Below are 20,269 nucleotides of genomic sequence, written 5' to 3'. Positions count from 1 at the left end.
GATGCCGAACTGGATCGACCGCCTGCGCCGCTGGGCGCTGCCTGCCCTGGCCGTGTTGGCCGTGGCCGGCTGCGCCCGTACCGAACCGGGCACCACCACCGTGCGCTTCTGGGCGATGGGCCGCGAAGCCGAGGTGGTCAGCGAGCTGATCCATGAATTCGAGGCCGAGAATCCGGGCATCAAGGTGGATGTGCAGAACATTCCGTGGACCGCCGCGCACGAGAAGCTGCTGACCGCGTTCGCCGCGGACGGCCTGCCGGACGTGTGCCAGCTGGGCAACACCTGGGTGCCGGAGTTCGCCGAACTGGACGCGCTGACGCCGCTGCAGCCGTTCGTGCAGCGTTCGTCCGTGGTCGACCCGAAGGACTATTTCCAGGGCATCTGGGATACCAATGTGATCCACGGCGAACTGGTAGGCGTGCCGTGGTACGTCGACACCCGCCTGATCTACTACCGCAAGGACCTGCTGGCCAAGGCCGGCTACGACCACCCGCCGCGCACCTGGCAGGAGTGGGACGAGCAGATGGCGGCGATCAAGCGCATGCAGGGCCCGAACCGCTATGCGGTGCTGATGCCGATCAACGAGTTCGAGCAGCAGCTGTCGCTGGCACTGCAGCAGCCTGATCCGTTGCTGCGCGACGACGACACCCGCGGCAATTTCGCCAGCCCGGGCTTCCGTCGCACGCTGGGCTTCTACGCCAACATGTTCGAGCAGGGCTGGGCGCCGAAGATGTCCGAGACGCAGATCTCCAACGTCTGGGATGAGTTCTTCCGTGGCTTCAACGTGTTCTACATTTCCGGCCCCTGGAACATCCGCGAGTTCAAGAAGCTGCAGCCGAAGGAACTTGAAGGGCAGTGGGGTACGGCCGCGCTGCCGGGTCCGGACGGCCCGGGCGCCGGTATTGCCGGTGGTACCAGCCTGGTGATCTTCCGCAAGTCGCAGCAGAAGGAGGCGTCGTGGAAGCTGATCGAGTTCCTGTCGCGACCCGAAATCCAGGCGCGCTTCCATTCGATCATCGGCGACCTGCCGCCGCGCCGCAGTACCTGGAACGCGCCGTCGCTGGCCAACGATCCGCTGGCCGCTGCGTTCCGTGACCAGCTGGAGCGGGTCAAGCCGACGCCGAAGGTGCTTGAGTGGGAGCGCATCGTGCAGGAAATGCGCATCGTCACCGAGAAGGTGGTGCGTGGTGGCCTGGCGCAGGACAAGGCCGTGGAAGAGCTGGACCAGCGCGTGGACAAGGTGCTGGCCAAGCGCCGCTGGATGCATGAACAACAACGCCTGCAGCAGCGCGTGCCGTCGCCGCAATCGAGCAGTGCCGTGGCCGCCGGGAGCGCGCAATGAAACGTACCTCGCTTGCCGGCTGGGTTTTCGCCGGTCCCTCGCTGATCGTGCTGGGCATGTTCTTCGGCCTGCCGGTCGCCTCGGCGCTGGCGCTGAGCGTGACCGACTTCGACCTCTATGCCTTGGCCGACAGCAGCAACCTGCGCTTCGTCGGCCTCGGCAACTACATCGATCTGCTGCAGACGCCGATGTTCTGGAAGTCGCTGTGGAACACCACCTACTTCGTGTTGATCGGCGTGCCGTTGTCGATCGGCGTGTCGCTGGGCGCAGCGATGCTGCTGAATGCACCTGCCGCGCGTTTCAAGGCCTTGTTCCGCACCGCGCTGTTCGCGCCGGTGGTGACCACACTGGTGGCAGTGGCGGTGATCTGGCGCTACCTGTTCCATACCAGCTACGGCCTGGTGAACTACGGCCTGGGCCACCTGGGCATCAGCCCGATCGACTGGCTGGGTGATCCCAATTGGGCGATGCCGACCATCATGCTGTTCGCAGTGTGGAAGAACTTCGGCTACAACATGGTGATCTTCCTGGCCGGCCTGCAGGCCATCCCGCATGACCTGTACGAGGCCGCCCGCATCGACGGTGCCTCGCGCTGGAAGCAGTTCCTGCACATCACCCTGCCGATGCTCGGCCCGGTGCTGCTGGTGGTCGGCGTGATCACCGTGTCCGGCTACTTCCAGCTGTTCGCCGAACCGTATGTGATGACCCGCGGCGACCCACTGCAGAGCACCGTCAGCGTGCTGTATTTCATGTTCGAGGAAGGCTTCAAGTGGTGGAACCTGGGACGCGCCTCCGCGGTGGCGTTCCTGCTGTTCCTGATCATCCTGGCGGTGACCACCGTGATGCTGCGTTTCGGCCGCAAGAGGCAGTTGGTATGAGTCGTGAAATCGGCCAGTCGCGCTGGTACCCGTGGTTGATCAATGGTGCGTTGCTGGTGCTGGCCCTGGTCAGCCTGGCACCGCTGTTGTGGATGCTCTCGGTCTCGTTCATGCCGCAGGGCGAGGCCAGCCATTTCCCGCCGCCGCTGCTGCCTTCCAGCATCACCACGCACAACTACCATGAGCTGTTCGCGCGCACCGGCATGGGCGGCAACTTCGCCAACAGCCTGCTGGTGTCGCTCGGCATCACGGTCGGTTCGCTGCTGCTCAACACCATGGCCGGCTACGCGTTCGCCAAGCTCAACTTCGTCGGCCGCGAGCGCCTGTTCCAGGTGCTGATGGCGGCGCTGGTGATTCCGGCGCAGGTGGCGATGCTGCCGCTGTTCCTGCTGATGAAGCAGCTGGGGCTGGTCAACAGCTTCGGTGGCGTGATCGTGCCAGCGCTGGCCAGCGTGTTCGGCATCTTCCTGGTACGCCAGTACGCGCGTTCCATCCCGGACGAACTGCTGGAAGCGGCGCGCATCGACGGGGCAGGGGAGCTGCGCATCTTCTTCCAGATCGTGCTGCCGATGCTCAAGCCGGTGCTGGTGACCCTGGCGATCTTCACCTTCATGGGCGCATGGAACGATTTCATGTGGCCATTGATCGTGCTGACCGACCAGGAGCACTACACTTTGCCGGTGGCACTGGCCACCCTCTCGCGCGAGCACATCATGGACGTGGAAATGATGATGGCCGGCGCGGTGGTCACCGTGGTCCCGGTGCTGGCGCTGTTCCTGGTGCTGCAGCGGTACTACATCCAAGGTCTGTTGCTGGGGAGCGTCAAGGGATGAAGCGAGCGATCGCCGTTGGACTGGGCCTGTTGTGGACTTCCCTGGCGATCGCCGCACCACCGGCGCTGCCGGCACCGAAGGTGCTGGACGACTTCGACGACATCGCAGCCTGGAAGCTGGTGCTGTCCGACCAGGTCAGCGGTTCGCTGCGGCCGGTCAGCGGCGCCGGTGGTGGCCGCGCGCTGTGCCTGGACTATGACTTCCACGATGTCTCCGGTTACGTCGGCATCCGCCGCGCGCTGAACATCGAATACCCGGTCAATTACCGTTTCGGTTTCCAGCTGCGCGGTGATTCACCGGGCAACGACCTGCAGTTCAAGCTGATCGATGCCAGCGGCGACAACGTCTGGTGGGTCAATCGTCCCGGCTACAGTTTCCCCAAGGCGTGGACGCCGGTCGAGTATCGCCGTCGCCAGATCGACAAGGCGTGGGGGCCGTCTCCCGAGAAGGAGATGGCACGCAGCGCTGCGGTCGAGTTCACGATCTACAGCAAGGTCGGCGGCCGCGGCACGGTGTGCTTCGACAAGCTGACCCTGCAGGGCCTGCCAGCCCAGGATGACTCGGCGCTGGTGCCGTCGGTTATCGCTGATACCGCCACCGCGCTGCAGGACCGCATGATCGACGGCAAGAGCGATACGTTCTGGATCAGCGGTGGCGTCAAGCAGCAGACCATCAGCCTGGACCTGCACAAGAGCCGCGAGATCGGTGGTGCGGTGATCGACTGGCTGCCGAACCTGGAAGCCCGCCGCTACACCGTGCGCACCTCCGAGGATGGCCGCGACTGGCGCACCGTGCGCGAAGTCACCAGTGGTGCCGGTGGCCGCGACTGGCTGGCGCTGCCGGACACCGATGCGCGCTACGTGCGCTTCGATCTGCAGGACGGCCCGAACTGGCGCTACGGCATCCGCGACATCGCGCTCAAGCCGCTGGCCTTTGCTTCCACCCCGAACGCATTCCTGTCCTCGGTCGCCGCCGACCTGCCGCGGGGCTCGCTGCCTCGTGCCTATGTGGGCGAGCAACCGTACTGGACCCTGCTCGGCCTTGATGGTGGCCAGGAACAGGCATTGATCAGCGAGGATGGCGCACTGGAGCCGGCCAAGGGCAGCTTCAGCATCGAGCCGTTCATCCGCCTCGATGGCAAGCTGCTGGACTGGTCGAAGGTGGCCATCACCCAGTCGCTGCAGGATCACTACCTGCCGATCGCCAACGTCGACTGGGTGCATGAGAAGGTCGGCCTGGCAGTGACCAGCTTCGTGCAGGGTACGCCGGAGCGCGCGCAGCTGATCGGCCGCTACCGCCTGAGCAATCCGGACAAGGTCGCGCACGAGTACACCCTGGCGCTGGCGATCCGCCCGTGGCAGGTCAACCCGCCCACCCAGTTCCTCAACACCGTCGGTGGTTTCAGCCGCATCGATGCACTGGACGTGGGTGAGCAGCTGGTGCGGGTCAACGGTGAGCCGCGCATCTACCCGCTGCAGGTACCGGACGCGCGCTTTGCCAGTACGTTCGACGGCAAGCTTGATGCGATGCATCTGGAAAGCGGCACGTACCCGGCGACCACAGCGGTGAAGGACAGCACCGGCATGGCGTCGGGTGCGCTGATGTACACGATCAAGCTGGAGCCCGGCCAGAGCCGTGAAGTGGCGGTGGTGCTGCCACAGACCGGTGCCTGGGCACCGCAGGCGCTGGACGTGGCCAAGGCGCAGGCGCAGGTGGCCGAGCAGTGGCGCAAGAAGCTGGGCGTGGTCTCGCTGCAGGTGCCGGCTGCGGGCCAGGCGCTGGTGGATACCCTGCGCACCGCGGTCGCGCACATGCTGATCTCGCGCGTCGGCCCACGCCTGCAGCCGGGCACGCGTTCGTATGCGCGCAGCTGGATCCGCGATGGCGCGATGATTTCCGAGGGCCTGCTGCGCATGGGCCGCAGTGACGCGGTGCGCGACTACATCAACTGGTATGCGCCGTATCAGTTCGAGAACGGCAAGGTGCCGTGCTGCGTCGATGCCCGCGGCAGCGACCCGGTGCCGGAGAACGACAGCCATGGCGAGTTGATCTACAGCATCGCCGAGTACGGGCGCTACACCGGCGACAGCACTTTCACCGAGCTGATGTGGCCGCATGTGCAGGGCGCCTACGGCTACATGGAGCAACTGCGCGCCAGCGAGCGCACCGAGGAGAACCGGGCACGCAACCCGGCCTTCTACGGCATGATGCCGGCCTCGATCAGCCACGAAGGCTATTCGGCCAAGCCGATGCACTCGTACTGGGACAACTTCTGGGCACTGCGCGGCTACAAGGACGCAGCCCTGCTGGCGACCCAGCTGGGCAAGGTCGAGGCGATGCAGATCGCCGAGTCGCGCGACCAGTTCCGGGATGATCTGCAGGCCTCGCTGCTGTCGGCGATGCAGCAGCACAACATCGACTACCTGCCGGGCTCGGCCGAGCTGGGTGACTTCGACGCGACGTCGACGACCATCGCGCTGGCCCCGGGCGGCGAACAGGGCAGGTTGCCGCAGCAGGCGCTGGAGGCGACCTTCGAACGCTACTGGAACGAGTTCGTTGCCCGTCGCGACGGCAAGCGCGAGTGGAAGGACTACACCCCGTACGAGTGGCGCAACGTGGCCGCGTTCGTGCGCCTGGGCTGGCGCGATCGCGCTTGGCAGGCCACCGAGTTCTTCTTCAAGGACCGCGCACCGCAGGCCTGGAACCAGTGGGCCGAAGTGGTTTCGCGCACGCCGCGCAGGCCGTTCTTCGTCGGTGACCTGCCGCATGCCTGGGTGGCCTCGGACTTCGTGCGCTCGGCTTTGGACATGTTCGCCTACAACCGCGACATGGACGAGTCACTGGTGCTGGCCGCCGGCGTACCGACCGCGTGGCTGCAGGGCGAGGGCATCGCCGTGCAAGGCCTGCGTACGCCGCAGGGCCAGCTCAACTACCGCCTGCAGCGCAGCGACAAACAGCTGGTGCTGGAGGTGCAGCCGGGCCTGGTGCCACCGGTGGGAGGCGTGGTGCTGCCGTGGCCATACGCCGGTGAACCGGGCGAGGCGAGTATCAACGGCGAAGCAGCCGAGTGGGTCAACAAGGAACTGCACGTGCACCAGCTGCCGGCGCGGGTTGAGATCGACGTACCGAGCGCAGTGCGCCGCGCCGAACGCAAGGGGCAGTAACGATGAAGCAACAGGGGGCAAGGGTGCGCACGTCGGTGCGTGCCCTGGGGCTGGCAATTGCATTGGCAGTGCCGGGCGCGGTGATGGCGGCCGAGCCGGCTGCCGCGAACGCGGCGCCCGACGTTGCCAGCGCAGCGGGCATGAGCATGGTCACCTTCAACCTGCATCATGACCGCGAAGACTGGCCGAGCCGGCGCCGCACCATCCTGGCCGAGCTCAAGCGCCTGCAGCCGGATGCGGTTGCCCTGCAGGAGGTGATCCAGCGCCGCAACGTGCGAAACCAGGCGCAATGGCTGGCCAGCCAACTCGGCTACAAGTACGTGTTCGTGTCCACCGATCCGGTCGGGGCACCCAAGCGCTACGGCAATGCGCTGCTGACCCGGCGGCCGATCCTCGCCCGTGGTGATCATCTGCTGCTGCCGTTGGACGACTACCGCACCGTGGCTCACCTGCGCGTCGACGTCGACGGCACGCCGGTGAACGTCTACGCCACGCATCTGAACGAGCGCAGCGATGAGAGTGGGCAGCGCATCCGTCGCACCCAGGTCGAGGACCTGCTGCGCTTCATCACTACGACGTCGGCCGGTGCGCCGGTGGTGATCGCGGGCGACTTCAATGCGCTGGTGGATGCCGGCGACCTGAGCGAGCTGCGCAGCCACTACGGCGACAGCTACGGCAGCGTGCACGTCAATACCGACCTGTCCGGGGTCAGTACGCTCAACCGCCACTATTACCAGGCGCCGTCGCGGATCGACCACATCTTCTTCCAGCAGGACGAGATGGTCGCGCGCGAGGCGAAGCTGCTGTTCGACCAGCCCGATGACAGCGGACGCTGGGCCTCGGACCACTACGGCGTGTGGACCCGCCTGCAGTTCGCACCGAGGCCCTGACGGAGCAGGCTCCGGCAGGTGCCAACCTTGGTTGGCACGAACGTGTCTGCGTGCGCTGAATCAACGGCGCCAACCAAGGTTGGCTTCTACCAAAGCAGTGACCGTGCGCGGGTTGTGCGCTGGTTGGCCTCCACCAAAGCAGTGACCGTGTGCGGGATGTGCCCTGGTGGGTGCCAACCTTGGTTGGCACGGACGTGTCCGCGTTCGCTCAATCAACGGCGCCAACCAAGGTTGGCTTCTACCAAAGCGAAGCCAGCGCCAAACGCACACACAAAAACGGCGGGGATCATTGATCCCCGCCGTTTCGTTTTCACGCGATCAAGGAGCGATCAGTTCGCCGGCGGCGTGCGCTTGGCGGCCTCTTCGTCTTCTTCATCGGTCTTGGCTTCTGCGGCCTGGGCCGCAGCGTCGGCATGGCCATCGGCGACCGGGTCGATCGACGGCGTCACCACCGCTTCGGCGACCGGGGCAGCGGCCTCGATCGGCGCGGCTTCCACCGCCACCGGAGCGACCGGCTGTTCGGCGGCCACGACAGGCTCGACGACCGGTGTGGCTTCAACCACCGGCGCAGCCTCAACGGCCACCGGCTTGGCTTCAACCACCGGCGCAGCCTCGACCGCCGCCGGCTTCGCTTCGATCACCGGAGCGGCTTCAACCACCGGGGCGGCTTCAACCGCGACCGGCTTTGCTTCGGTCACCGGCGCAATGGCTTCGATCACCGGCGCGGCAGCGGCTACCGGCTGGGCCGGGGTCGCGGCGTCGATGGCATCGAGCATGCTGGTCTGCACCGGCGAGGACACCGCTTCAGCCTTCGCAGCAGCTTCGACCGGGGCCTGCACTTCAGCCACGACCGGGGCGGCGGCTTCGACCACAGCGCTGCTCACCACGGCAACCGGTGCGGCGGCAACAGCGGCGGCAGCACGGACCGGCTTTGCGGCGTCGGCAGCGGCCGGTTCGGCTTCGTCATCGAAGTCGAACTCCGGCTGCGAACGGGCCGGCTGCGCAGCAGCGACCGGCGCAGTGCCGGCAGTGCTGTCGACGCTCGGCTCGGCGCCGTCGGCGTCATCACCGTCGTCACCATCATCCTGGTCATCGCTCAGGGCGTCGCTGCCGGCGGCATTCTCGGCGCCACCGCGACGACGGCGACGGCCACCGCGACGGCCGCGACGACGGCGGGTCGCGCCTTCGCCGGTCTGCTCGCCATTGGCGTCGGTTGCAGCCTCTTCACCGGCAACCGCAACCACCTCGGCCTCGCTGGCGGTGTTGGCAGTCGTGTCGACCGGTGCTGCGGCTTCCGCCGGAGCGGCGGCCACCGGAGCAACCGGCGCGGTCGCTTCCTGCGCGGTCACCGTATTGGCGGCGACCGCCGTGGCGGCCACGGCTGCAGCCGCGGTCACGGCTTCGGCCGGTGCTTCTGCGGCGTTGCGCTGCGGCTTCTCGGCCGGCTTGTCACCGTCCTGCTGCGGGCGCGGCTGCTTCGGCTGCTTCAGCTTCGGCTGCTGCGGGTTCTGGCCCTGCTGCTCGTTGCGCGGCTTGTTCTGCTGCTGCGGCTGCTGCTGGCCATCCTTCTGCTGCGGCTCCTTCTGCTTGCCCTGCTGCGGCTGCTGCTGGGCATTGCCGTTGTTACCGTTGCGGCCGTCCTTGCTGCGCTGCTCACCGCGCTCCTTGCGGTTGCCGCCGTCCTTCTGCTGCTGCGCGTTGCCGTTGCCGCCGTTGCCACGGTTGTCGTCGCGACGGTCCTTGCGGTCCTTGTTGCGATCCTTGTTGCGGTCCTTGCGGCCGCCGTCCTGCTGCTGGCGGGCGACCGGAGCCGCCGGTGCCGGTGCCGGCGCCGGTTCGCCACCGAACACGCGCTTGAGCCAACCGATCACGCCGCCGCTCGGGGCCGCTGCAACCGGCGCTGCCACGACCGGGGCCGGTGCCGCTGCGGCCGGCTCCACTTCCTCGCGCACCGGGGCGGGGGAGGTGTGCTTGACCTGGGTCACCGCCGGCGGCGGGATGTTCAGCTGGCCCTTGGTCAGGGCGTGCACCGGCAGCTTGCGCGGGGTGCCGCGCTGGTAGCTGGGCTTGTTGCTCTCTTCACCCAGCTCGTTCTCACGCAGGCGGGTGACGGTGTAGTGCGGGGTGTGCAGCTGCTCGTCGGCGACGATCACGATCGGCGCCTCGTGGCGCTGCTCGATCTCACGCAGGGCGCTGCGCTTTTCGTTCAACAGGTAGTTGGCGATCTCCACCGGGGCCTGCACCAGCACCTGCCCGGTGTTCTCCTTCATCGCATGCTCTTCGGCGACGCGGATGATCGACAGCGACAGCGACTCGACGCTGCGCATGCGGCCGTGGCCGTCGCAACGCGGGCAGACGATCTGGCTGGACTCGCCCAGGCTCGGGCGCAGGCGCTGGCGGCTCATTTCCAACAGGCCGAAGCGCGAGATGCGGCCGACCTGCACGCGCGCACGGTCGTACTTCAGCGCGTTGGCCAGGCGGTTCTCGACTTCGCGCTGGTGCTTGTTGGAGGCCATGTCGATGAAATCGATCACCACCAGGCCGCCCAGGTCACGCAGACGCAGCTGGCGGGCCACTTCCTCGGCCGCTTCCAGGTTGGTCTGGAAGGCGGTGTCCTCGATGTCGCTGCCCTTGGTGGCGCGCGAGGAGTTGACGTCGACGGCGGTCAGCGCTTCGGTCTGGTCGACCACGATCGAGCCGCCCGACGGCAGGCGCACGTTGCGCTCGTAGGCGCCTTCGATCTGCGATTCGATCTGGAAGCGGTTGAACAGCGGGATGTCGTCCTTGTAATGCTTGAGCTTGCGCAGGGTCTGCGGCATCACCTGCTGCATGAACTCGCGGGCGTGCTCGTACATCTCCTCGGTGTCCACCAGGATCTCGCCGATGTCGGCGCGCAGGTAGTCACGCAGGGCGCGCACGATCAGGCGCGATTCCTGGTAGATCAGGAACGGGGCCGGCTTGCTCAATGCGGCTTCGGCGATGGCGCGCCAGACGTTGAGCAGGTAATCCAGATCCCACTGCAGCTCTTCCGCATCGCGGCCGACGCCGGCGGTACGGATGATCACGCCCATGTCGTCGGGGATGTTCAGCTTGTCCAGGGCGTCCTTCAGGGCGGCCCGGTCTTCGCCCTCGATGCGACGGGAGACACCGCCGGCGCTGGGCGAGTTCGGCATCAGCACCATGTAGCGGCCGGCCAGCGAGATGAACGTGGTCAGGGCGGCGCCCTTGTTGCCACGCTCTTCCTTGTCGACCTGGACAACGATCTCCTGGCCTTCCTTCAGCAGTTCGCGGATGCCGGCCTTGTTGTGGTCGACACCGGCCTGGAAGTAATCGCGGGAGATTTCCTTCAGCGGCAGGAAGCCATGGCGGCCGCCACCGTATTCAACGAAGGCCGCTTCCAGCGAGGGCTCGATGCGGAAGATCCGGCCCTTGTAGATGTTGGACTTCTTCTGTTCCTTCGACGGCTGCTCGATGTCGATGTCATACAACGACTGGCCATCCACGATGGCAACACGCAGCTCTTCAGCCTGCGTGGCGTTGATCAGCATTCGCTTCATTGTTGCGTTCCTCGCAAGCGGCTACCGCGCGGAACGCCATGGGGTTTCGCCTCTGGACACGGTTCGCCGCCCATTCGCGCAAGCGCGGGGAGGGCGGCTTGGGTTTCCAGCGCTACGACACCACGGCAGGCCGCGGGAGCGCTTCACTCTTATGGGTTTTGGGGTGTTACAGGCCGCAGGCAGCTGTCAGCCAGGCTGGAGCGCCACGCGGGACATGTTCAGCACGGTTGCGTGTCAGGCATCCGGCGATGGCCGGGAAGGCCGGTGAGCCGCTAACATGGCCGCCCCGCGGGCGGTGGTCGCGCACTGTGCCGGATTCGTCGGAAGCTGGGCTTCTGGCCCTGAGTAACTTCCAACGAAATCAATCCCTTATCTCGCCCCCCGAGTGTAACAGAATAAACAGCCTGATGACTGCCCAAGACCCCACCAAACCCGCTGGCGACAAGCCTTCCGTGCGCATGATCACCGTTCCCGCCGACCGTGCCGGCCAGCGCCTGGACAACTTCCTGCTCGGCCAGCTGAAGGGTGCCCCGCGCAGCCTGGTCTACAAGCTGGTGCGCAGCGGCCAGGTACGGGTGAATGGTGGCCGCGCCAAGGCCGAACGCAAGCTCGAGGCGGGTGATGAAGTGCGTGTGCCGCCGGTCCGTCTCACCGAAGAGGGAGACAAGGCCGGTCCGCCGGAGGCGTTCATGCGCCGCCTGGAGCAGGCCATCGTCTTCGAGGATGCCCGCCTGCTGGCCCTGAACAAGCCCACTGGCGTGGCCAGCCATGGCGGCAGCGGCATCAGTTTCGGTGCCATCGAGACCCTGCGCGCCCTGCGCCCGGGCCAGACCCTCGAGCTGGTCCACCGGTTGGATCGAGACACCTCGGGCCTGCTGATCGTGGCCAAGAAGCGCTCCGCGCTGAGCGAACTGCAGGCGCTGCTGCGTGAAGATCACGGCGCCGGCATCCGCAAGCGCTACCTGACCCTGCTGGCCGGGCGCATGCCGGACGGCGTGATGAGGGTCGATGCGCCGCTGCACGTGGGCTTGCGCCAGGGCGGCGAGCGCCATGTGCAGGTCAATGCGATCGGCAAGGAATCGATCAGCCACTTCCGTGTGCTGGAGCGTCGCGGTGGTCATTCCTACTGCGAAGTCCGCATCGAGACCGGCCGTACCCACCAGATCCGCGTGCATGCCCAGCATCTGGGGCATCCGGTGGCCGGAGACGACAAATACGGCGATCCTGCGGTCAACAAGCGGCTTCGTGAGCAGATCGGGCTGAAGCGTCTGTTCCTGCACGCGGCCTCGCTGGAGTTCGCGCTGGATGACGGCAAGAGCCCGTACGTGCTGAACGCACCGCTGGCCGATGAGCTGGTCGAGGCGCTGGACCGGCTGCGCTGACGGCGGTTCGGCGGCGCCGGGTGCTTGGTCGGCGCCGTCGCTTCCCTGCGATGAGTGGGCTTGTCACTTTCTTTGCTCGCGCAAAGAAGGTAACCAAAGAAACACGCCGCCATCCGCGAGCCGGCGCTGCGCGCCGGTGCCCTGCGGTCCTCGGTCCGCCGAGGGGCGGCGCGGAACTCGCTGCGCTCAGACACCCGCGCCTCTTCACCCTCGCCGGACCTGCGGTGCTCGGCTAGCTACAAGGCGGACCAGACAGCCGCAGCGTAGACCCATACCCGCACGTAGCCTTTGTAGAGTCGAGCGACGCTCGACTCGCGCGCGCAGCGCGGGCTTCGCTTTCTTATTCTTTCATCGCGTGGCTGGCACGCACAGAAAAATGACGGGGCACGGGCGGGGGCGGCTTGCAGGGGTGTCCGCCGCATGGATGCGGCGGCCAAGCCTCCATGGATGGATTCACGGCGTCCCCTGCAAGCCGCCCCCGCCCGTGACCTCTCGATGCTGCGGGACGTACCAGCCGCGAGGGGGCTCAGCCCGTTGGCCGCAAACCCCTCACCACTTGAACAGCACCAGGCTGATCGCCAGCGTGCCCATGCCTGCCACCAGCCCGTAAACCGTCTCGTGGCCCTTGGCATAGCGCTTGGCCGCCGGCAGCAGCTCGTCCAGTGCCAGGAACACCATCACTCCGGCGATCAGCCCGAACACCCAGCCGAAGGTGGCGTGCGACAGCGACCCGGACAGCAGCCAGTAGCCCAGCGCCGCGCCTACCGGTTCGGCCAAGCCTGACAGCAGGCTGGCGCTGAATGCATACAGCTTGTTCTGGGTGGCGAAGTACACCGGCACTGCAATCGCAATGCCCTCGGGGATGTTGTGGATGGCGATGGCGAAGGCCAGTGGCATGCCCACCGACGGGCTTTCCAGCGTCGCGAAGAAGGTTGCCAACCCTTCCGGGAAGTTGTGCGCGGTGATCGCGATCGAGGTCAGCAGGGCGACGCGCTTCAGATACTCGCGGCTGTTCTCGCGGAACGCCGGGTCCTGCTTGTCCAGGCTGTCATGCGGGTTGGGGATGAAGTGGTCGATCAGCACGATCACGATCACGCCCAGCAGGAAGGCCAGAGTGCCGTAGGTGAAGCCGGTGCGCTCGCCATAGGCCAGTGCGAACGAGGCAATGGACTTGTTGAGGATCTCCGACAGCGACACATAGACCATCGCACCGCCGGCGAAGGCCAGGCCGAAGGCCAGCAGGCGCGGGTTGGGGCGGCGCGAGAACAGCACCAGCAGGCTGCCGATGGCGGTGGCCAGGCCGGCCGCGAGGGTGACCGCCAGTGCGATCCAGACATTTTCGGGGGGAATCTGCAGCATGTACCGACGCGGTCCTGGTCAACAGACAACCGCCCCGGATGAACCCGGGGCGGGGAGGGCGAGGCGGGCGTCGGCTGGCCTCGTCGGGGCGCGCGCGATCAGCCGCCGCGGCGCAGGCGTTCTTCGATGGCGAAGCACTGGTCCGGCTTCGGCTGCGGCGGGTTGAAGCTCACCGGCACCTGGATCGTGGCCGGCACCGGCTGGCCGTTGCGGGTGGCGGCATTGAACTGCCAGCCCTGCACGGCGGTCTTGGCCAGTTCGTCCAGCTGGGGGTTGCCGGCGCCGGTCAGCAGAGCCACTTCGCTCGGCTTGCCGTCGGTGCCGATGGTCACCTTGAAGGTGCTGGTGCCGCCCACACCCATGCAGGCCAGCTCAAGCGGGTACTGCGGCGGCGGTGTCTTCACCGCAGCCACTTCGGTGGGCGGCGGCGGTGGTGGTGCCGCTGGTTCGGACGCGCCACAGCCGGCCAGGCCGGTCGCAGCGATCAGGGACAGGCTCAGCAAACGTACGTTCATGGCAGTTGCTCCGTCAGGGCCGAAGTCTTCGCCGCACAGATGAAGTCGTTCTCGCTCAGGCCGCCCACATCGTGGGTGGAGAAGCGCACGACCGCGCGATCGTAGTGCACGCCCAGGTCCGGGTGATGGTCCTCGTGGTGGGCAATCCAGGCCAGCGCGTTCACGAAGGCCATGGTGGCGTAGTAATCCTTGAAGCGGAAGGTGCGCGACAGGGCCTGGCCGCCCTCGCTCAGCTCCCAGCCGGGAATCTGCGGCAGCAGTTCGGCCAGGCGGGCTTCGCCAAGCTTGTGATCGCTGCCTTTGCGCGGCACGCAACGGGCCTGGGCCAGTGGAATCAGGTCGGCCATGGGAATCTCCACCTCGTGTTGACTGAACAATGCGCCGGACGGTGTATAAACCGAATGAGCGGTTGACGCTTACTTGGCTAGAATAGCCTGATGATCCAGATCTCCGACACTGCCCAGACCCATTTCCGCAAGCTGATCGAACGCGAGGGCGTGCCCGGCATGGGCGTGCGCTTGAGTGCGGTCGAGCCCGGCACCCCGCGCGCCGATGCCCGGCTGGAGTTCGCCGAACCGACCGACCTGCTCGGTGACGAGTGGGCGGTGGACTGCGATGGCTTCACCCTCTACGTCGATGCGAGCAGCGTCGGCTGGCTCGATGGCGCCGAGATCGACATCGTCGCCGGCACCGCCGGTACCCAGCAGTTGACCATCAAGGCGCCGCGCATCAAGGGCGAGGCCCCCGGCGATGCCGCTTCGCTGGTCGAGCGCGTGCACTGGGTGGTGGAAAACGAAGTCAATCCACAGCTGGCCTCGCATGGCGGCAAGGTGGCCGTGCAGGAAGTCTCGTCCGATGGCGTGGTGCTGCTTCGCTTCGGTGGTGGCTGCCAGGGCTGTGGCATGGCCGACGTGACGCTCAAGCAGGGCATCGAGAAGACCCTGATGGGCCGCGTGCCGGGCGTGACCGCCGTGCGCGACGCGACCGACCATGACAGCGGCCACGCGCCGTATATCCCGCGCGGCAACGTCGCCTGACCGCTGACGCGTGCCTCTGACCCGGGCCGAGCAACTCATCGAACTGCTGCTGGCCCGCCAGCAGCCACGCGCCGTCCTCGAGAAGTCCACGCGCCTGCCCTATGGCTGGGCGCTGTGGCTGCGCTCGCTGGGCCCGCTGCCGCGGCCGTTCCACGCCCGCGAAGTGATTGCGGTAATGCTGCCGCGCCCGCTGCCTGGAGCGCCGGGCCAATCACCCCGGCTGTCGCCGTGGCAGGCGATGCGCCGGTTGTTCTGGCAGGACTGGGACGCTGCGCCGCGCGATCAGCGCTGGATGCGCTGGACCTCGGCGTTGGCCAGCGCGCTGCTGCACCTGCTGTTCTTCATGCTGCTGCTGTGGGTTGCGGTGATCCGCACCACGGCACCGGAAGCAGAGGGCGCCGAAGGCGAGCGTGTGCAGGTGGAATTCGTCGGCCGCGCCTCCCAGGAGGGCGGAGGCGATCAGCCGGGTGCCGAGGCGGCTGCGGCTGCACCGGCCGGCCAGGTTGCCGCCGGCCAGGCAGCAGGGGCCGCGACTGCACCTGAGCCGCGTCCTGCGGCCGCGTCGGCGCCTGCGCCTGCACCGGCTCCAGCACCGGCAGCCAGCGTGCCGTCGCCGCCGGCCGAAGCCGAGCCGGCCCCGCTTGCGGCCCCGCCACCGTCGCCGGTGCAGGCCACCGAAGTGGCGCAGGCCAGCACGGATTTCGTGGTGCCGCCGGTCAGCGTGCCGCGCACCGAGGTCAGCATCGTGCCGCGTGACACCACACCCACGGTGCGCGAGCGCAGCGTGCAGCCGGTGCAGGCGCCGCCAACCCCAACCGCGATGCGTGCGCCGCAGATCGCGGTGCGGACGCCGCAGCTGCGTGACATCCCGGTGCAGGAGCGCGAAGTCAGTACGGTCGATGCACCGGCGGTGTCGCAGCCACTGCGCACGGCCGATGTGCAGGTGCGCGTGCCGCAGCGGGACGTACAGGTGCGCGAGCGTGAAGTGCAGGCGGTGGTCGATCCGCAGGTGCGGATGGCGACCGTCGCCGGTCGTGAACCGGCAGTGCATGCGCCGGCGGGTCGTGACGTACAGGTGCGCGAGCGCGAAGTAGCCTCGGCACCGGTGGCAGCCCCTTCGTCTTCGAGTGGCAATGCACCCGCGGCAGCGCCCGCGCCGGCGGCCAATGGCAGCGCGACGCAGGCGAGCAGCAGCGCCGCGCGGCCTGCTGCATCCAGCACGACCCCGGCCCAGGCCGGAGCGCGCCCGGCCCCCAATCCGGGCAACTGGGCCACGCCCGCCAAGGGCGATGACTGGGGTGCATCGAGCCGCAACCAGGACGGCGCCGACAAGGGCGCCCGCCAGGCCAGTACCAGCGGCAAGGGCAGTGGCCTGTTCAATGCCGATGGCAGCGTCCGCGTGCCGGGCCAGGAAGGCGAGGGGCGTGCCGAGCGCGGTGCGCCAGGTGGGGCCAACGACGGCTGGAGCAAGGAACGCATCGCGCAATCGGGCACCTGGTTGAAGCGACCGCCGTACGACTACACGCCCACGTCGTTCGACAAGTACTGGGTGCCGCAGGAATCGCTGCTGGCCGAATGGGTGCGCAAGGGCGTCAAGGCGATGGAGATTCCATTGCCGGGTACCAGTACGAAGATCTCCTGCGTGATCTCGATCCTGCAGGCCGGCGGTGGCTGTGGCCTGACCAACCCCAACATGCAGGACCAGCCGGCGGTGGCACGACCGCCGCCGGACATCCCGTTCAAGAAAGAGCTGCAGGAAGACAACGGGAGCCGCTAACGGCTCCCGTTGTCCACGCATGTTTCCTTATCCCCGCGCCGTTGGCGCGCCCCCTTGAACAACAAGGGGGCTTTTCGATGGACCCATCGCGGGATGTGACGGCCATGCTGGCGCGCTTTGGTAGGTGCCAACCTTGGTTGGCACAGAAGCGCCGACCAAGGTCGGCATCTACCGGATGCACGTGCGCCGACCAAGGTCGGCCTCTACCTGGGCGATGACCTCACGCGCTCTGCGACAGAAACACCCAGAACGGCACGTCTCCGCCAACCTGCTGGCCGGCTCGCGCTTTGGTAGGTGCCAACCTTGGTTGGCACAGAAGCGCCGACCAAGGTCGGCATCTACCGGAGCACGTGTGCCGACCAGGGTCGGCCTCTACCTGGGCGGTGACCTCACGCGCTCTGCGACAGAAACACCCAGAACGGCACGTCTCGGCCAACCTGCTGGCCGGCCCGCGCTTTGGTAGGTGCCAACCTTGGTTGGCACAGAAGCGCCGACCAAGGTCGGCATCTACCGGAGCACGTGCGCCGACCAGGGTCGGCCTCTACCTGGGCGGTGACCTCACGCGCTCTGCGACAGGAACACCCAGAACGGCAGGTCTCCGCCAACCCACTGGCCGGCTCGCGCTTTGGTAGGTGCCAACCTTGGTTGGCACAGAAGCGCCGACCAAGGTCGGCCTCTACCGGAGTACGTGTGCCGACCAGGGGCGGCCTCTGCCTGGGCGATGACCTCACGCGCTCTGCGACAGGAACACCCAGAACGGCACGTCGCGGCCAACCCAGTCGCGGCTGGCTTCGTCCATCACGTCCAGCAACGTGTCGAAATCCTTCTGCGTGGAGGCGCGCAACGTGTCCACGTCGGCCAGGAACAGTGCGTAGCCGTTGGCCGGCAGCCACTGCAGGTCGCGCAGGTTGTCCGACAGCGCATCCCAGTTGCCGCCGAAGCCGGCAGGGAAATCCAGTTGCGCGGCCAGCCGGGCCAGCAGGGTGCGCTTGTCGGCCACGCCTTCCAGGTCGATGCGGACCACCTTCAGCCCGGCATCGCGCATCGCCGCGGCCAGTGCGCCGATGTCGTCGCTGTCGATGGCGTAAACGCCGGCATTGTTGATGTCATGCAGGCCGAGGCCGAAATCATCGTGGCTCATCACTGCGCTCCCTGGGCCGGTACGGTGAAGCTGCGGAACGATTCGTAGTGGTCGTCGGTGTAGTACCACGCCTCCGGCGGATCGCCGCCGGTGACGATGCGGCGAGCGCCACGGGTGCGCGCACCGGGGGTGTCGACGGTGTATTCGCGGTAGTAGCCGCGCGGTCGCTGCGGCAGCTGCTGTTCGCGGTTGCCGAACGTGCTGCCGTCCTGGCGGTGCGGGAACGGGCCGCCACGCTGGATCAGGGCGATGGTCTGCCGGGCTTCAGCTGGCAGGAATGCGGGCAGGCCGCTGTCGTTGCCGGTTGCGGGCGTGGCCGTGGTCGGCGCCGGCGCGCGCGCGGCAGGCGCACCCTGCAGGTCCGGCGCGAACTGCGGCGCAGGCGGGCGCTGCATGAAATGGTTGACGACCAGGCCGAGCAGCAGCAGGGCGATGGCGGTGATCAGCAGCCGGGGGTTGCGCATGGGCAGGGGCGGGCGAGGGTGGTGCGGGCACTGTAGCGCCTGTGCGCTGCACGGTGCATGAGGACGGCGTCGCGTCACTGCTGCGTAACAATTGCCGTCATGCTCACTGGCAGGACGCAATTTCCTTTACATCCCCCTTGGTAATCTGGCGGTCTGTCCCCATCATTCACCGCGCAACGCCCGACACCGTCGGGTGCCCTCGCAATCAGGAGATGCATCATGGCCTATACCCTGCCCAAGCTGTCCTACGCCTACGACGCGCTGGAACCGCATATCGATGCGGCGACGATGGAAATCCATCACACCAAGCATCACCAGACCTACATCAACAACGTCAACGCGGCGCTGGAAGGCACCGAGTACGCTGACCTGCCGGTCGAAGAACTGGTGAAGAAGCTCAAGTCGCTGCCGGAGAACCTGCAGGGTCCGGTGCGCAACAACGGTGGCGGCCATGCCAACCACTCGCTGTTCTGGACCGTGATGGCTCCGAATGCTGGCGGCAACCCGGTGGGCGACGTGGCCAAGGCCATCGACAAGGACCTGGGCGGCTTCGACAAGTTCAAGGACGCCTTCACCAAGGCGGCGCTGACCCGTTTCGGCAGCGGCTGGGCGTGGCTGAGCGTGACCCCGGACAAGAAGGTCGTGGTCGAGAGCACCGGCAACCAGGACAGCCCGCTGATGGAAGGCAACACCCCCATCCTCGGCCTGGACGTGTGGGAACACGCGTACTACCTGAAGTACCAGAACCGTCGTCCGGAATACATCGGCGCGTTCTTCAACGTCATCGACTGGAACGAAGTCGAGCGCCGTTACCAGGAAGCGATCGCCTGATCGCGGTAACGGGATGAAGTGAGAAGGCCGGGGGAGACCCCGGCCTTTTCTGTTGCAGGAGTCATTCGGTAGTGCCGGCCGCTGGCCGGCAATCGTGTGGTGCCCGAGGAGCCGGCCAGCGGCCGGCATTACCTATTCCGCGGTGGCCGTATCACCCTGCAGCCGCAGCGTAGCCATCACGCCCAGGCGCAGGCCGGGCAGGTCGCCGTCGGCTGGCAGCAGGATCGGCTGCTGGCGGATGCCGCCGAAGTGCTTGACCTGGAACAGCACATCCAGGCCATGGCCACTACTGCCACCGCCACTGGCCGCAGGCGCCTCGGCGCGGCCGCCGGGATTGCGCCGGGCCGGCTGGAAGCCGGGCGTGCTGCGCACCAGTTCCACAGTGTTGGCGGAGAAATCGCCGGCGATCAGGCTGGGCATGCCCTCGGCGGTGGCGCCGATCCAGGTCATCAGGTCGCTGGTCTGATGCTGGCGGGCGGTGGCCTCGTCCGGGTCCGGGCGCAGCCGTGCCACATAGATGTTGACCAGTGCCTCGCCCAGCTTCAGCCGCATCATGCCGGCGGCGCTGAAGGTGCCGGGTGGGTGCAGCAGGGTCACGCCATCCTCGCTGACCGGCAGCCGGGTCAGCATCGCGTTGCCATGCCGCAACGGCTGGCTGGGCGGATCGGCGGTAACGAAGTCGCAGCTGTAGCGCAGCCGGCTGGCCAGCCAGCAGGCTGGATTGCGGCCCTGCTGCTGCAGCACCTGCTGCACCGAGATCACGTCCGGCTGCAGCTCGGTCAGCAGTTGCGCGACCTGCTCGCGGCGCTGCTTCCAATGCGCATCATCACGGCTGGGCAGTTCCAGCGCGGCCACGGTGAGTTGCCGGGGCTCGTTGTCACTGGCAGTGGCGGCCGTTGCCTGCGGCCGCGCCTGTGCCTGCAACGCCATCAGCAGCACCAGGCAACTGAGCAGGAGACGGGCGGGGGCGAGGGGGCGCATAACGATAAGTTTACGCTTTTGTCGTGCAGGTGCCGTGACTTCCGGCACGGAGTGTCGCTGCCTGCCATGGATTGGCACCGTTGTCATGCAGCCCTGCAGCGTGCTTCGCAAGCCCTGC

Annotated in this window: 16 protein-coding genes; 9 read left to right on the top strand and 7 right to left on the bottom strand. The window is 67.2% G+C overall.

The genetic code is table 11. The annotated features are described in order from the left end of the window. The first annotated feature begins 1 nt into the window (after window position 1). The 5 genes from ACSYS9_RS16275 to ACSYS9_RS16255 are packed head-to-tail and all read left to right on the top strand — an operon-like array spanning window position 2 to window position 7,107. Window positions 2–1,342 (top strand): sugar ABC transporter substrate-binding protein, encoded by a 1,341-nt coding sequence (locus ACSYS9_RS16275; RefSeq protein WP_071229741.1) that lies wholly within the window; start codon window positions 2–4, stop codon window positions 1,340–1,342. Next, entirely contained in the window at window positions 1,339–2,220 is an 882-nt protein-coding gene (locus tag ACSYS9_RS16270; RefSeq protein WP_032129770.1) for a carbohydrate ABC transporter permease, read from the top strand. Before ACSYS9_RS16275 ends, ACSYS9_RS16270 begins: the two co-directional genes overlap by 4 nt. After that, the gene (locus ACSYS9_RS16265; RefSeq protein ID WP_005410322.1) at window positions 2,217–3,053 is read left to right on the top strand and encodes a carbohydrate ABC transporter permease; all 837 of its coding nucleotides are present in this window, start codon (window positions 2,217–2,219) and stop codon (window positions 3,051–3,053) included. The genes ACSYS9_RS16270 and ACSYS9_RS16265 overlap by 4 nt, the downstream gene beginning before the upstream one ends. Beyond that, window positions 3,050–6,217 (top strand): discoidin domain-containing protein, encoded by a 3,168-nt coding sequence (locus ACSYS9_RS16260; RefSeq protein ID WP_071229742.1) that lies wholly within the window; start codon window positions 3,050–3,052, stop codon window positions 6,215–6,217. Before ACSYS9_RS16265 ends, ACSYS9_RS16260 begins: the two co-directional genes overlap by 4 nt. Window positions 6,218–6,219: 2 nt before the next feature. After that, the gene (locus ACSYS9_RS16255; RefSeq protein ID WP_071229743.1) at window positions 6,220–7,107 is read left to right on the top strand and encodes an endonuclease/exonuclease/phosphatase family protein; all 888 of its coding nucleotides are present in this window, start codon (window positions 6,220–6,222) and stop codon (window positions 7,105–7,107) included. A 329-nt stretch (window positions 7,108–7,436) separates the two neighbouring features. On the opposite strand, the gene rne is transcribed toward ACSYS9_RS16255, so the two are convergent. Continuing rightward, on the bottom strand, window positions 7,437–10,664 hold the full coding sequence (gene rne / locus ACSYS9_RS16250) for a ribonuclease E (protein ID WP_071229744.1): 3,228 nt from the start codon (window positions 10,662–10,664) through the stop codon (window positions 7,437–7,439). A 407-nt stretch (window positions 10,665–11,071) separates the two neighbouring features. Between rne and ACSYS9_RS16245 the strand changes: the two genes are divergently transcribed. Then, complete coding sequence (locus tag ACSYS9_RS16245; RefSeq protein WP_071229745.1) at window positions 11,072–12,046, top strand: RluA family pseudouridine synthase; 975 nt, start codon at window positions 11,072–11,074, stop codon at window positions 12,044–12,046. Window positions 12,047–12,595: 549 nt separating this feature from the next. Here ACSYS9_RS16245 and zupT read toward each other — a convergent pair. From zupT to ACSYS9_RS16230, 3 genes are all read right to left on the bottom strand, one after another. Further along, window positions 12,596–13,405 carry a zinc transporter ZupT gene (gene zupT, locus ACSYS9_RS16240; protein WP_049399991.1) on the bottom strand — a complete coding sequence of 270 codons (810 nt, stop codon included), beginning with the start codon at window positions 13,403–13,405 and terminating at the stop codon, window positions 12,596–12,598. 98 nt (window positions 13,406–13,503) lie between these two features. After that, window positions 13,504–13,920 (bottom strand): energy transducer TonB, encoded by a 417-nt coding sequence (locus tag ACSYS9_RS16235; protein ID WP_046984361.1) that lies wholly within the window; start codon window positions 13,918–13,920, stop codon window positions 13,504–13,506. Further along, window positions 13,917–14,267, bottom strand: coding sequence for a 4a-hydroxytetrahydrobiopterin dehydratase (locus ACSYS9_RS16230; RefSeq protein ID WP_071229746.1), 351 nt, complete (start codon window positions 14,265–14,267; stop codon window positions 13,917–13,919). The genes ACSYS9_RS16235 and ACSYS9_RS16230 overlap by 4 nt, the downstream gene beginning before the upstream one ends. A 90-nt stretch (window positions 14,268–14,357) precedes the next feature. Between ACSYS9_RS16230 and ACSYS9_RS16225 the strand changes: the two genes are divergently transcribed. Both ACSYS9_RS16225 and ACSYS9_RS16220 read left to right on the top strand, forming a co-directional pair. Next, window positions 14,358–14,957, top strand: coding sequence for an NfuA family Fe-S biogenesis protein (locus ACSYS9_RS16225; RefSeq protein ID WP_032129662.1), 600 nt, complete (start codon window positions 14,358–14,360; stop codon window positions 14,955–14,957). Window positions 14,958–14,967: 10 nt separating this feature from the next. Next, complete coding sequence (locus ACSYS9_RS16220) at window positions 14,968–16,734, top strand: hypothetical protein (protein ID WP_071229747.1); 1,767 nt, start codon at window positions 14,968–14,970, stop codon at window positions 16,732–16,734. Between the two features lie 727 nt (window positions 16,735–17,461). On the opposite strand, the gene ACSYS9_RS16215 is transcribed toward ACSYS9_RS16220, so the two are convergent. Together ACSYS9_RS16215 and ACSYS9_RS16210 are read right to left on the bottom strand one after the other, a co-directional pair. After that, on the bottom strand, window positions 17,462–17,875 hold the full coding sequence (locus ACSYS9_RS16215) for a barstar family protein (protein ID WP_071229748.1): 414 nt from the start codon (window positions 17,873–17,875) through the stop codon (window positions 17,462–17,464). Then, a complete protein-coding gene (locus tag ACSYS9_RS16210) occupies window positions 17,875–18,339 on the bottom strand; it encodes a ribonuclease domain-containing protein (RefSeq protein ID WP_071229749.1) in 465 nt (154 codons plus the stop codon). The genes ACSYS9_RS16215 and ACSYS9_RS16210 overlap by 1 nt, the downstream gene beginning before the upstream one ends. Before the next feature lie 219 nt (window positions 18,340–18,558). On the opposite strand from ACSYS9_RS16210, the gene ACSYS9_RS16205 reads away from it, so the two are divergent. Beyond that, window positions 18,559–19,170: a superoxide dismutase gene (locus ACSYS9_RS16205; RefSeq protein WP_005410310.1), complete on the top strand. Its 612-nt coding sequence runs from the start codon at window positions 18,559–18,561 to the stop codon at window positions 19,168–19,170. A gap of 132 nt (window positions 19,171–19,302) precedes the next feature. Here ACSYS9_RS16205 and ACSYS9_RS16200 read toward each other — a convergent pair whose 3' ends face one another. Further along, the gene (locus ACSYS9_RS16200) at window positions 19,303–20,151 is read right to left on the bottom strand and encodes an endonuclease/exonuclease/phosphatase family protein (RefSeq protein WP_071229750.1); all 849 of its coding nucleotides are present in this window, start codon (window positions 20,149–20,151) and stop codon (window positions 19,303–19,305) included. Window positions 20,152–20,269 lie beyond the last annotated feature (118 nt).

It is taken from the genome of Stenotrophomonas sp. STK17_22, from assembly GCF_051983905.1.
GTDB lineage: Bacteria > Pseudomonadota > Gammaproteobacteria > Xanthomonadales > Xanthomonadaceae > Stenotrophomonas > Stenotrophomonas maltophilia_A.
Note: the sequence above shows the minus strand (reverse complement) of the source record. Positions and strands in the feature narration are given on the sequence as shown.